Annotated in this window: 11 protein-coding genes and 1 pseudogene; 9 read left to right on the top strand and 3 right to left on the bottom strand. The window is 38.0% G+C overall.

Annotation, left to right across the window (positions count from 1 at the left end):
- Positions 1–17: 17 nt before the first annotated feature.
- From ACFQIC_RS06095 to zupT, 4 genes are all read left to right on the top strand, one after another.
- Positions 18–1,211, top strand: a complete 1,194-nt coding sequence (locus ACFQIC_RS06095) for a dicarboxylate/amino acid:cation symporter (protein ID WP_204711030.1) — start codon at positions 18–20, stop codon at positions 1,209–1,211.
- 1,011 nt (positions 1,212–2,222) lie between these two features.
- Positions 2,223–3,386 (top strand): zinc-ribbon domain-containing protein, encoded by a 1,164-nt coding sequence (locus tag ACFQIC_RS06090; RefSeq protein ID WP_204711031.1) that lies wholly within the window; start codon positions 2,223–2,225, stop codon positions 3,384–3,386.
- Between the two features lie 10 nt (positions 3,387–3,396).
- Positions 3,397–4,527 (top strand): S1C family serine protease, encoded by a 1,131-nt coding sequence (locus ACFQIC_RS06085; protein WP_204711033.1) that lies wholly within the window; start codon positions 3,397–3,399, stop codon positions 4,525–4,527.
- Between the two features lie 164 nt (positions 4,528–4,691).
- Positions 4,692–5,498: a zinc transporter ZupT gene (gene zupT / locus ACFQIC_RS06080; protein ID WP_204711035.1), complete on the top strand. Its 807-nt coding sequence runs from the start codon at positions 4,692–4,694 to the stop codon at positions 5,496–5,498.
- Positions 5,499–6,220: 722 nt separating this feature from the next.
- Here zupT and ACFQIC_RS06075 read toward each other — a convergent pair.
- Together ACFQIC_RS06075 and ACFQIC_RS06070 are read right to left on the bottom strand one after the other, a co-directional pair.
- Positions 6,221–6,805, bottom strand: coding sequence for a YgjP-like metallopeptidase domain-containing protein (locus ACFQIC_RS06075; RefSeq protein ID WP_204711037.1), 585 nt, complete (start codon positions 6,803–6,805; stop codon positions 6,221–6,223).
- A gap of 114 nt (positions 6,806–6,919) precedes the next feature.
- Positions 6,920–7,036: a YjcZ family sporulation protein gene (locus ACFQIC_RS06070; protein ID WP_204711039.1), complete on the bottom strand. Its 117-nt coding sequence runs from the start codon at positions 7,034–7,036 to the stop codon at positions 6,920–6,922.
- 185 nt (positions 7,037–7,221) lie between these two features.
- Here ACFQIC_RS06070 and ACFQIC_RS06065 point away from each other — a divergent pair, with 185 nt between their 5' ends.
- The 4 genes from ACFQIC_RS06065 to ACFQIC_RS06050 all read left to right on the top strand — a co-directional run bounded on the left by ACFQIC_RS06065 (position 7,222) and on the right by ACFQIC_RS06050 (position 12,224).
- Complete coding sequence (locus ACFQIC_RS06065; protein WP_204711041.1) at positions 7,222–8,088, top strand: SDR family oxidoreductase; 867 nt, start codon at positions 7,222–7,224, stop codon at positions 8,086–8,088.
- On the top strand, positions 8,067–8,816 hold the full coding sequence (locus ACFQIC_RS06060) for an alpha/beta hydrolase (RefSeq protein WP_204711043.1): 750 nt from the start codon (positions 8,067–8,069) through the stop codon (positions 8,814–8,816). The genes ACFQIC_RS06065 and ACFQIC_RS06060 overlap by 22 nt, the downstream gene beginning before the upstream one ends.
- Before the next feature lie 352 nt (positions 8,817–9,168).
- Positions 9,169–9,987 carry a YitT family protein gene (locus ACFQIC_RS06055; protein ID WP_204711045.1) on the top strand — a complete coding sequence of 273 codons (819 nt, stop codon included), beginning with the start codon at positions 9,169–9,171 and terminating at the stop codon, positions 9,985–9,987.
- Between the two features lie 1,883 nt (positions 9,988–11,870).
- Positions 11,871–12,224: a DUF2512 family protein gene (locus tag ACFQIC_RS06050; RefSeq protein ID WP_204708013.1), complete on the top strand. Its 354-nt coding sequence runs from the start codon at positions 11,871–11,873 to the stop codon at positions 12,222–12,224.
- A 371-nt stretch (positions 12,225–12,595) separates the two neighbouring features.
- Here the strand turns inward: ACFQIC_RS06050 and rpsN are convergent.
- Positions 12,596–12,865, bottom strand: a pseudogene (gene rpsN, locus ACFQIC_RS06045) (30S ribosomal protein S14).
- 138 nt (positions 12,866–13,003) lie between these two features.
- On the opposite strand from rpsN, the gene ACFQIC_RS06040 reads away from it, so the two are divergent.
- Positions 13,004–13,429 (top strand): universal stress protein, encoded by a 426-nt coding sequence (locus ACFQIC_RS06040; protein ID WP_204708012.1) that lies wholly within the window; start codon positions 13,004–13,006, stop codon positions 13,427–13,429.
- The last annotated feature ends 47 nt before the right edge of the window (positions 13,430–13,476 follow it).

The following is a 13,476-nucleotide window of genomic DNA, read 5'->3' as shown; positions in this document are numbered from 1 at the left end:
AAGAAAGGAAGAGGGAATTGAATAAAATTCCATTACTAGTACGAATTATACTCGCTATTATTTTAGGAATATCCATTGGTTTAGTTGTACCTGAAGGAGGTATTCAACTATTTGCAATATTTACAGGGCTATTTGATAGTTTCTTAAGTTTTGTCATCCCTTTAATTATTATAGGGTTTATCGCCCCGGGAATTGCTTCAATTGGAAGTGGTGCAGGTAAAATGCTTGGCATCACAGCCGGGCTTGCCTATATCTCAACGGTGATCGCTGGGGTTGCTGCTTATCTTGTGGCGCGAAACTTATATCCAACCCTTTTAAATACGGGAGATGGGGGAGGCATGACAAACCCTGAGGATTCATTAGTGGAAGCTTCTTTTTCAGTTGAAATAAATCCAATTATGGATGTTATGGCAGCCCTGGTCTTTTCCTTTTTACTTGGTGTTGGAATGACGGCAATTAAGGGAAATACTCTATATCATACGATGACAGAGTTTCGTTCCATCATTCAAAAAGTAATAGAGAAGGTTATTATTCCATTACTTCCGTTTCATATCTTTGGTATCTTTGCTAATATGGCATTTTCTGGACAAGTAGCTACGATTTTAAGTGTATTTGCTAAAGTATTTGTCATGATCATTATTTTGCATTTATTTTATTTAATTGGAGTTTATGGAATTGCAGGCGCATTGCATAGAGCCAATCCATTTTATTTATTACGTAAAATGGCCCCAGCTTATTTTACAGCATTGGGTACACAATCCTCCGCGGCTACTATCCCTATTACGCTGAAACATACAAAAGGTATAGGCGTGAAAGAACGTGTAGCGGATTTTGCCGTACCACTATTAGCCAATGTTCATCTTGCTGGTAGTACAATCACAATAACAAGCTGTGCGATGGCAGTTATGTATATGCAAGGACAAGCGCTGAATTTTATAGATATCTTTCCCTTTGTTCTAATGCTTGGTGTCACTATGATTGCAGCTCCTGGGGTTCCAGGTGGAGCTGTAATGGCAGCTGTAGGATTGCTAGAAAGCATGCTAGGATTCAGCTCGGTGATGGTTTCCTTAATGATCGCACTGTATTTAGCACAGGATAGTTTTGGGACAGCTACTAACGTGACAGGTGATGGCGCTATTACGACGATCGCAAACCGAATGACAAAAGATAACTCTAATTTAGAGTCCATGGAAAAAAAACAAACCGGGTAATACTATGCATTGTAGAGTCTGTGAAGGATTGTTCTTAAACTCTCTCAGTTAGATTATTCTATTTACTCGCAAATGCTCGCTAACAGAGCAGGATTGTTGAAGACTTGAATTCGAGATGTTTGTGTGAATGTAGGGGCTGCGGGAAACGGATCACTTTCCATGGGGCGGGCGCTGAGCCTCCTCGGACTTCGTCCTGTGGGGTCTCAGGATGTTTGAAAAGTATGCAGTCAGAATGGGAGGGGGATTCGTTTCTCACACATCGAATGGGGGCTTGGGAATCTCCCCGTTTCCTAGCGACCCACTCCCATCTATGAATAGCCTACAATTTGAAGAACCAATTACTGAGGTTTCCGTCTGCCACACAATGGCAATGAGGTCCGGAAATTGCGAGCCTCCTCTTTTAAAAGCGGAGGCGCCTTGGTCAGCGGCGTATGGACTGGACTTATCGTACAGAAGCGAGGGAAGTCTCACTAGCCGCTAGGAGCTGGAGCTGGATAACGCCCGATAGGATTGATGAACTAGATTTAGCCTTCGTCCTTATAAGGCGTAAGAGCTGGGATGAACATGATCGGCGATAGCCCGAGGAAGCTCGCCACATGCCCATGGAAAGTAGTTGAAGAAGAAAATATAAAGAAAAACGCTTGGATATTAAAATGTCCAAGCGTTTTTCTTTACCAATTGTAATGCGTAATAGCGAACTGCTTTTTTCTGATTTATGTGAGTTTAGAGTAATCATCAGAATTATTTATTAGAATTTTTTCTTTTCTTTCCACAGCAACTTGATTTTTTTGGTTTTGAAGAACTTTGGGTTGTTTTTTTGTGGCGGTTGTTTTGCATAAGTGAAACTCCCTTCTCCACTATTTTTGATATTTTATGCAACAATGGAAAAGTTGGCCGTGCGTTTGCAATAAGTTAGCAGAAAAAAATAAAATTCTATGACAGTAGGTTATGGAAACATGATATAATGAGGGGTGAATTTTTTATTTCGTTAAATAGAAGGAGGGCGGGCCCATGGTCATTTGTACGGAGTGTGGTAGTGAAAATAATTCGGGCTCCCGTTATTGCTCTCATTGTGGTGAAAAGTTATCCAATGTACCAAAGGAAGGTTCAGATGTAGACGTTGAACCTAGTCCAAAAAACATTTGGCCGGTTATCTTGCCGATCGCAGTTTTTATTCTGATTGCAAGTGTAATAGGCTATACATATAATCATTCGAAACAAGTCAACAAGAGCGTACTAGAGGATAAGAATGAGGCAGAAGAATTAGCACTGAACGGAAAATATAAAGAGGCGGAAAACTTATTAGTAACAGCTGCCAATCAACGCCCGAATTATCAGGCCCTTCAAACAAGCTTATCCAGCGTAAGGGATGTTAGAAAGCTAGATAATGAGCTCAACCAAGTTGAAGAGTCTATAGAAAATAACAAATTAGACACAGCCCTGGAAAATTTAGCTTCCATTAATAATTCAATGATGAAAAAAGAAGATCGGTTAGTTGTTACGTTAACAGAAAAACTAAACCAGCTTGATTCTAGGATTACTGTAAACAAAATTAATAATCAACTTAAAAAACTAACAAGTATTGATGAACTTGCTGAAAAATTAAACACTTTGTCAGGACTTGATTTAGAAGAAGCTACTCGAGTACGAGAAAAGATCACTGAAAAAATCGTCTCCATCAGTACAAAAAATGCAGAAGAAGCAATGAAAGAAAAACAATTTAATGAGGCGATTGCTGCAGTAGATGAAGGACTACAGTATGTTATTAATCATGAAAAGCTTGCTCAATTAAAAGACCGAGTAGAACAAGAGAAGCAAGCTTTTGAACAGGAAAAATTAGAGCGGATTGAACGTGCGATGGAACAAGCAGCAGAGGAAGATTTAAAAAACAGGCAAGATGCTGTCAAGATTTTAGATGTAAACGTTTCTGAAGATGAATTTGGCGATATAACGGTTAAGGGAGAAGTGCAGAGTGAAGCTACGAAAATTGTCAGTTCAATTGAAGTAACCTATGACATTATAAATGAAAATGATAAAGTCATAGAAAGTGAAACTGCGCAAGTTTATCCGATGTACTTAAACCCAGAGGATAAGGGAACGTTTGAAAAAAATTACTATGATTTTGAAAATAAGGTTACAGTTAAAGTGACAAATGTACAATGGTATGTAGAGTAGGAGGTGTAATATGAAGCGTACTTGGATGACAAGCCTGCTTATTACTGCCGTATTCATTTTGCTTGGGATCGGTGGAATGATATTTGTTCAGCAAAAAATACCTTCCCAGTTAGAGGCAGTTTCTATCCTAGACCAGCCGGTTCCCGAGGAAGAAGGGGAACCTGTTAATAAAAGCAATCAAGAAATTATTTATGAATCACAAAAGCTGGTCGTCCAAATTGAACTAGATAATGGCACGATAGGTTCAGGTTTTTTATATAATGACCAAGGTGATGTCATAACTAATGCTCATGTTGTAGCGAATGCTGAAGAAGTAAATATTGTTACCGTAGATTCAAAGGAAATGACTGGGAAGGTTATTGGTATCAGTAGAAGTACAGACATAGCAGTTGTGAGAGTACCTGAACTTGCAGAGCAAGAACCATTATCCATTCAAGAAAAAGATAATGCTCCTCTATTAACAGAGGTCTTAGCATTAGGTAGTCCATTAGGGCTTCAGAATACAGTGACTCGTGGTGAAATAAGCGGTTTAGATCGTAACTTTGAACTCACACCTTTTCGTTATGAAAATGTGTATCAAATTTCAGCGCCTATTTCTCCAGGTAACAGTGGAGGTCCTTTACTGAATGGAGAAACGGGTGAGGTAATTGGCATCAATTCCGCCAAGCTCGGAGAAGAGTCCATTGGTTTTAGTATCCCTGTTTCGAATATCTTACCAATTGTAAGGAAATGGTCGAAATCACCTATGGACGATCTTCCAGAATTCCCTGAGTTAGAGAATGGTGCTGAAGTGTCAAATCAGCAGACAGATGCTGATCAAGCAACTTATTTAATTCAATATTTCTATGACAGTATAAATCAAGGGGATTTTGTAGCAGCCTACTCTTTATTAGGTAGTGATTGGCAAGAAAGCACTGGCTACGAACAGTTTAGAGAAGGTTATTACAATACACTTTCTGTTTCGCTTGATAATACAGTAGCTGATCCCGAGGGTGAAGAAATACAAGTGACAGCAATTATCACTGCCGAAGAAACAGTTGATGGAGAAGTTGAAATTAAAAAATATAAGCTTGAATATGTTGTAGCTTACGAAAACGATCAAATGATGATTTTATCTGGTAAAGGTGAAGAAATGGAATAGGGAAATGAAAGCAACTTTATTTTGAGTCTATACTCAAGATAAAGTTGCTTTTTTTTGAATCACTTTTTACCCGAATACATAAAATGTAACTATAACTAAAAAAGTTGCATCAAGGAAAGTTTTAGATTACACTTAATTTAGAAATGAAAGAGGGAGAGAGACTAATGGAAAATGTATTATTTGCCTTTGGCTTAACATTGATGGCAGGTCTTGCAACGGGGATTGGAAGTTTGCTAGCCTTTTTTACTTCAACGACTAATACGAGGTTCTTGTCTGTTTCTTTAGGTTTTTCAGCAGGGGTTATGATTTATGTTTCTATGGTTGAAATTTTCTTTAAAGCACAAGAATCCCTAGTTGCTGCATTAGGTCATCAAATGGGAAACTGGGTGAACGTTGCTAGCTTTTTTGGTGGAATGCTCGTCATAGCATTAATAGATAAAGCTATACCTAAGCAGGGGAATCCTCATGAACCTAAAAATGTAGAAGATATGTCTAAACCAGCTTCAGAAGTGCAAAATGATCACTTACTCAAGATGGGAACGTTCACAGCTTTAGCTATAGCGATTCATAATTTTCCAGAGGGAATCGCAACTTTTACTTCAGCACTGCAGGATCCTGCTTTAGGTGTAGCAATTGCTGTGGCGATTGCTATTCATAATATTCCAGAAGGGATTGCGGTTTCTGTGCCGATATATTTTGCTACAGGAAATAAGAAAAAAGCGTTCAAACTATCTTTCTTGTCTGGTTTGTCAGAACCTGTAGGAGCTGTAGTTGCTTACTTAATATTAATGCCGTTTCTTAATGATGTGATGTTCGGGGTCTTATTTGCTGGAGTTGCTGGTATTATGGTATTTATCTCACTCGATGAATTATTACCAGCTTCACGTCAGTATGGAGAGGCACATCTTTCCATATATGGAGTTGTGGCTGGCATGGGTGTTATGGCCTTGAGTTTATTACTGTTTATTTAAGAGAGTGTAAGCTTAACGGTACAAAACTTAAAAATACTTTCTTTTGCCGTCTAATATCAATTGGACGGTTTGTTTTTGTTGATTTAACAAAGTTTATAGATAAATAAAAGATAAAACAGCTGTTTTAACAAGATGACATAAAAACTTGCTACCCGTATAATGGATAGGCTATGGCACAAAACAAATCAAATGTTAAAATCTTAATAAATGAAATGGAAATTTATATTAAAAAAGTACAGAGGTTGTGAAGCAATATAATTAAGCTAACGGGCCGTATTGTTGAAGACTCGCTTCCGAGATCATAGGGGTTCGTTACCGTATAATGGATAGGGTGACTTTGAAACACGAACGAACCCCGGTATAGGAGAATGCGTCTTACCTATGCTATAGAGTATAGCAAAGCCTCACCCAACACGATTCTCATGCATGAGGCGTTCAGCTCACGTGAAGCAGCTCATCCGGACCTTCAAACGCCATCCATTGTAACGGAAACCACTGGAATGTCTCGAAGCTCTGAGTCTTCCATAATTCGGGGCTTTAGTTGAATATGATATGAAAAAACGCTCTAAGCTTTTTCTCGCTCGGAGCGTTTTTTTATGCTAATTATAATGTATATTACCTTGTCAATTTAGTTGGTGATTCTATTGTTATTTTACAATCTAAGTGCGGTTTTTGTACTTCAAACTTCAAAGTTGAATTAATAAGCTTAATCTCTGCTTCTTTTAAAATGTCTTTTCTTCAATTAAATCATCGATGGTGGATTGAATCTCCGGTTTAGACCTTTGAATCAATCGCCAGTTTAAAAGGATCCCGTCTTCTTTTTTAAAACCTAATCGATAGTGATCATCTTCACTTTGAATATCGTTAGAATGAAGTTGTTTAAATTTTTCACTAGCTTTCTGTTGTAACCATTGATCTCTCTGCTTATTCAGTTCGTTTTTTATTTCCTCATTTGAAAGAGAGGAAGGATATGTAAAAAAGAATTTTCCTTTTTGAAAGGTGAAGTAAGTTTCTTGTTCGGTAGAGTTTTCGGTAATTAACTTATATTTTCGCCCTAAATAGGAAACTCGTGCACCTGTTTCTATCTGGACGGTTTGATACAGATCATCATGGATTTTTATCCACTTCTCCTTAATCCACTTTTTCTTTTTTACAATAAAGGCCTCAACATTTTCATCCTGCTTTTTAGAAGGTGCAGTAACACATATACCGTTAAGATCATCTAAATAAATTTTCACAAAGTAGATATCGTCTTCTCTTTTCAACTGGTAGTTGATTTTGTCTTGTCCTATTTCTAAAATGGGCATGTAAACTCTCCTTTGGTAAGCCATATTTACTCATTGTAATAAATGGTGAAAGAACCGTCAAAATGTTTTATTGACAAGACCAGGCAGAGAACGAAACCTGGCCTCATCCAAAAATCAGTAGTACACGGAAGCACCAATAATAATTAATAATATAAACAACACCACGATAAGAGCAAATCCACACCCACCTTGTTTGGGATATCCGTAACCATATCCTCCATAGTAGTGCACATTATCCACCACCTTTTGCTTTATAGAATACTTTATGATTGGACTCTTTTTATGGAAGGGCAAATAGCCTAAATTTAGTTTAGTTACTTTAAAGTGGATTAATGATGTATGTGAAAAGGGTATATACCTATAAGAACTGAAATAGAAAAGTTAGATAAAAAACGAAAAAAGATCGGAGGGGAAGGATGCAACCAACCGTCATAATAACTGGGGCATCAAGTGGTTTCGGTTATCATACTGCTATTAAATGTGCAGAAAAGGGTATGTATGTGATTGCAACTATTCGTAACCCAAACAAAATGAAAGTATTTGAACAATTAAACGTTGCGGAAAATATTACAGTATGGAATTTGGATGTAACGAATGATCAGTCGATTCAACAATTTCGGGAGAGAGTTGATACCCTTGAGCGAATTGATGTACTCGTGAATAATGCAGGATTTGCTTTAGGTGGATTTACGGAACAAGTTCCAATAGAGGATTATCGTCGCCAATTCGAAACAAACGTTTTTGGTGTTGTTCAAGTAACGCAAGCCGTTTTACCGAAAATGCGGAAGCAGGCTCAAGGCAAAATTTTTAATGTGAGTAGTATTAGCGGATTGATTGGATTTCCAGGGCTTTCTGCATATGTTAGTTCTAAACATGCACTTGAAGGTTTATCGGAGAGTTTACGCTTTGAAGTGAAGCCGTTTGGTATTGATGTAGCACTTATTGAACCTGGGTCTTATGAAACCAACATATGGACCTCAGGGTTAGACTTGCCGCAAGCTGTTTATGATCCTTCTTCCCCGTATCACAACTATGTAAAAGGTTTATGGGATGCGTTAAACGGTGAGAATCATGAGGATCCAAATAAAGTTGCGGATTTAATGACTAGCTTAGCAGCTAAACCGACATTAAAAAAACTCCGCTATCCAATAGGTCCTGGAGTTCGAATGAATATTATTTTAAAAAGAATGCTGCCTTGGTCCATCCTGGAAAATCTAGTACTTAAAAGATTACTTGGATCACAAAAAAAGGAGTTGAAGAGATGGCAGAAAATCAAATCCTAGATGGTGCCCAATCGATTTACTTTAAAGGAAATGAAGTTGGTATTCTAGTATCTCATGGTTTTACAGGGACAAATCAGAGTATGAAACCAATTGTAGAAGCGTATGCGAAAGAAGGATATACGGTAGTTAGTCCTAGATTGAAAGGACATGGCGTTACCCCAGAAGAAATGGAAAAATCGACGTATAAGGATTGGATCGATTCTGTAGAGGAAGCTTACAAATGGTTAGAGGAAAGGTGCACAAAAATATTTGTTGTCGGGTTATCAATGGGAGGTACACTAGCTCTGCATTTAGCGGCAAAGTATGAAGATATATCAGGAGTTATGGTTGTTAACCCAGCTATTAATATCCCTGCCATGGACAACATTTTAGATAACACAGACGATCGTTTTATTGCAGCAATAGGATCGGATATTAAAAAGGATGGGGTGGAAGAGTTGGCGTACGACCGAACCCCGGTAAAATCGATTCGTAATCTCATTAGTCTAATGAGTGAGACTCATGATCAACTCTCACGTATTCACTGTCCAATTCTCATCTTCGCTTCCGAAGAAGACCACATCGTACCTCCAGAAAACTCAGAGATGATTTTTGAAACAGTGCTATCAGAACATAAAGAACTAATTCATCTGGAAAATAGTTACCATGTCGCAACATTAGATAACGATCGGGACAGTATCATTGAACGTAGTTTAGAGTTTGTCGTTATGTATTCGAATGCTAAGTAGATAGAGGAGTACTGAGGTGATCAAAATTCCAGAGTGATTAGGAGATCGTCAAATTTTCTTGATGGTCTCTTTTTTTTTAGCTGCATTTTAGATAATGTATTTTCACTCATACGTCTGTGTTCATACAGACTTCCTGAGCATTAACGGTACCTCCTATAGAGAATCTTCTTGTAAGACCAAACGTATAAGAAAACTAACAGACTAGTATTATTTAGATATTTAAATATTGTGTATTTAGATTGAACACGTACAATAGAAATGCTCTGATCTTGGTGAAAACAGTATTGACTTTTTTTTTGTTGACCACTAGAATTCATTAGGTGTTGCTACTAACGGATCGGAGGTCATGTCAATGAATCGTTTATATAAATTTACTGTACTATTTGTATTTTCTATTGTATTGGGGTTTGCTTTTAACGTGTTTCTGCTTCCACATGAAGTACTAACAGGTGGAGTAACAGGTCTTGCCATGGTATTTGGCTTGCTTTCTCCGATAAACGCTGGTATTTGGCTTGTCATCTTAAATATCCCTATTTTAATAATTGGATGGAAAAAGGTTGGAAAGGAATTTATATTAAACAGTGTATTCTCTGTTTTTACTACCTCTATGGCCATGCAATATATCCCGGTATTTGCAGTAACCGATGACGCTTTGTTATCTGCGGTATTTGGAGGAGTTATTGCAGGTGTATCTATTGGCTTTATTATTCGTTTTTATGGATCAACTGGAGGATTTGATGTTATTGGACTTGTTCTTACCCAAAAACGTGATATTCCTCTGGGTGGATTAATTTTCGGTTTAAATAGTGTCGTTGTGTTTATTTCCGGCTTTGTGTTTTCTTGGGATCTTGCATTATATACGATGGCTTCGATCTACATTACCGGAATAGTTATAGATCGTGTTCACACCCGCCATATAAAGTTAAGTCTAATGGTCGTAACCAGTAGAGGAGATGAACTTAAAAGTGAGCTTATTAAAAATTTAATTCGAGGTATCACTGTTATGGATGGGCACGGTGGCTATTCTAATGCAGAACGCAAAGTATTATATACTGTTATTTCCCGTTATGAACTAGCCATAGTCAAGTCACTTATAACAAGTGTTGACCCGAAGGCTTTTGTGAGCATTAGTGAAACAGTTGAAGTTATAGGGAACTTTAGAAGATCATAATTCGAAGTGAAGACAGGATTATTTTTTCCTGGGCATTTTTTTAAAATTAATAACGGCTCTTTCTGAGGATAACGTGTTTGGTTTGGAAGTAAATGACAATAGCTGTTTTCAACGTGCTAATTACTATGTTATTTGCTATGTTGATTTAGTAGGTCATTCTAGAGTATGTGAAGGATTGTTGAAGATTCGATTCCGAGATGGTTGTGTGGAGAAATCGTGCCGTTTACCGTTACTTAAAAGTATGAGGTATCTGTTATAACGCCAATTGTAGCCTGATACAGACCGGTGAATATTGACATCACAGGATCCAGCCTTGTCAGTACAGGTAAATAGTACTAGGTCTATTCATGGCACGATTCACACAGGAATGAAACGGTGAGAATCTTGAAACGATAGACTGTAAAGAACCCGAAAAGCTTTAGGAGGCCACTGAAAAACTGATAATTTAAGAGAATAAAAATCAAGTCAATCAAAATATAACAAAAACTCTTGGGCATTAAAAATAACGGGTTCAGTTTTCGAGTACAAAACATGAAATAACATACGAAACGAAATAAGAGACCAAATCGCATATGATTTGGTCTCTTATTATGCCTTGTTATTTCAACGATGATCGGTATTTACCATATAAATTAGCATACAAAATCACACCACAAATAACATAGTGACAATAGCTAAAGTCAACGTACTAAATACTAGGCTAATTACGTGCTATTTGTAATGTTGATTTTGGTAAACCAAAAGAATATGGGGATTTATGTTAAAATAAATATAGAGATTGTGCTTTAATTCGAGATGTTTGTGTGAATTTAGGGGCTGCGGGAAACGGTTCGCTTTCCATGGGGTGGGCGCTGAGCCTCCTCGGACTTCGTCCTGTGGGGTCTCAGCTGTCCCGCACATCCCATAGGAGTCTCCCCGTTTCCCTCCGCCCCTTTACCATATAAGTGTCTCGATACCACTTTAAGAAAAGGCAGCCATTCCTAAGTTTGCATGTAGATAGTCCTTCTGGGAAAGGGATTCATTTCTCACACATCAAATGGTGGGGGGCTTGGGAATCTCCCCGTTTCCTCGCCCCCCCATCCTTTGGCCCTACTGCCATGAGTCGTCTTCTGTGTTCGCTACACCATATGGAACAAGTGTGCAGTTGCAAACTCTCTTCTATGAATAGCCTACAATTTGAAGAACCAGTTACTGAGGTTTCCGTTTGCCTTACAATTGCAAGGAGGTCCGGGAAATCGCGAGACTTCTCCTTTAAAAGCGGAGGCGCCTTGGTCAGCGGCGTATGGACTGGACTGAGCTGTCGGAGATAAAGGAAACACGAAGAACATCGTGATTCGATGTTGACTTATCGTACAGAAGCGAGGGAAGTCTCACTAGCCGCTAGGCGCCGGAGCTGGATAACGCCAATAGGATTGATGAACGGATGATTTACCCCTTCGTACTTATAAGGCGTAAGAGCTGGGATGAACATGATCGGTGAGATCCCGCAGGGCGATAGCCCGAGGAAGCTCGCCACATGCCCATGGAAAGCGAGTGATTTCCCGGACCTCCAAACGCTTTCAACCATAACGGAAACAACATCTCTCGAAGCTGAGTCTTCAAGTAAAGGATTCTTTAGTTGAAGAAGAAAATATAAAGAAAAACGCTTGGATATTAAAATGTCCAAGCGTTTTTGTTTGTACTGTTATTTTATGATGCTAAACATAATGTATTTTAGTATATTATTTCACTTGTTATTTTAAATCTTTTCCACAGTATCGGAACTACTTAATTTTCAACAGGTGTTTATATGATTTGTCAAACACTTTTAGAAATCAACATATAAAGAGCATAAAAATTACAAATTTGTAAAGTTTATAAGTAAAAGGAAGGGTGCATTTCTTTTGTGGGGACTGCTTGTAAAACTAATCGTTTGTCCACTGGTCATAATACTTGCTAATGTAATTTTTGCCAATGTTAATTATACGGTTTTATATCAGCCAATAATTGTGGGTTTAATTCTTGCTCTATTTGCTCATATGATGGAAGTGATGTTTTTAAAAAGAGGTACGCTTTGGTTAAGTACCATATTTGACTTTATTGCGGCAACTTTAATTGTTTATTTAGTCTCTCTGCTACAAGAAGCAAAAGTTACGTTTTTAGGAGCTATTTTGACGGCCATTATTTTAATGGTTACAGAAATTATTCAGCACTTATGGTTAATTAGAAGTGGTAGAACTAAAAAATTTCCAACCTAGTTTAATGATAAGCAACCCCCTGATAAGTAGATGCAAAAAGAGCGGGGATTAAGCTGTTATTGATTGTTTATACTTGGGCTGGGCTTATCTCGTTTCTTCTGGCGACGACGATGATTAAATGAGACCCCGCAGGGCATATGGAACTACTGAAAGAGTCTTCACAAAAAACAAAGGTAGGGGATCACACCTACTATCTATATGATCCCCTACCTTTGTTTTACTAATTTTGATCATTTGGTTCTAATTTGCTTAAATTATCAGTTTTTCAGTGGCCTCGGTGTAGGCTTTGCAAACAGACGTGAAGGAAGAATGATTCACGTAGGTGTTTTGTTTATGGTCGTGTCCTACCAAGTCGCTTTCACTTTTCTACATCACCAACTGGCTTTTTTAATTCCAGGGAGTTGGCCTTTGTGGGCTAGCTCCCTGAATTTTATTCAGGACAGGCCGAATTGGCGCATGTAGCCTTGTGGTCGGCCTGTTACTATGCATCTATTGTGAAGTCGTGTAGGTGAGGAATCACGAGGCAATTTTCTGAGTGCTTCGTAATTTCCTTCAGCCTTCAGTTGACGTCGAATATCTTTATATTTTTCAGCAGTTGCTTGACGTTTTAGTTCTTTTTGAACCATTGCTTTCTTTGCCACTATGAAGCCTCCTTGTTTCATTAATAGTAATTGTTACGAATTAAATTGTGAATCTATGTGCTAATTCTGTCAACGGACAAGAATTTATGACTCATAGCTGTTCATTTTTAGTATAATAGAATTAAGGAGGGGGTCGTGATGAAAACGAAATTGTTAGTGCCTTTTGATGCTTCACCTAGCTCAATTCGTGCTTTAAATTATTCGATTCAAATGGCAGAGAAAATTGGCTATGAGTTAATTGTGTTAAATGTTCAGCTAGAGTTTAACACAAGAAATGTACGACGATTTACCGGAGAAGATCAGATCAAATATTATCAAGACGAATCAGCTCGTGAGGCTTTTGAAAAGGCTGAGGAGTCATTAGGGAAGAAAGAAGTTTCTTATACTTTAAGAAAAAGAATTGGTATTCCAGACCAAGTAATCCTTGAGGAGTCGCGTAATGATGGAGTGGATCTGATCGTGATGGGCACTCGCGGTGTGGGGCGTGTGAAAGGTGCTATTTTAGGAAGTGTAAGTTATAATGTTTTACAATCTACAGTGATTCCGGTAACTATTGTCCCTTAAGGATTGTTGACTAAGTTTATGTGCTAGGGGCATAAACTTAGTCATTT

The organism is Halobacillus seohaensis, assembly GCF_042663045.1.
In the GTDB taxonomy this organism is placed as follows: domain Bacteria; phylum Bacillota; class Bacilli; order Bacillales; family Halobacillaceae; genus Halobacillus_A; species Halobacillus_A seohaensis.
Note: the sequence above shows the minus strand (reverse complement) of the source record. Positions and strands in the feature narration are given on the sequence as shown.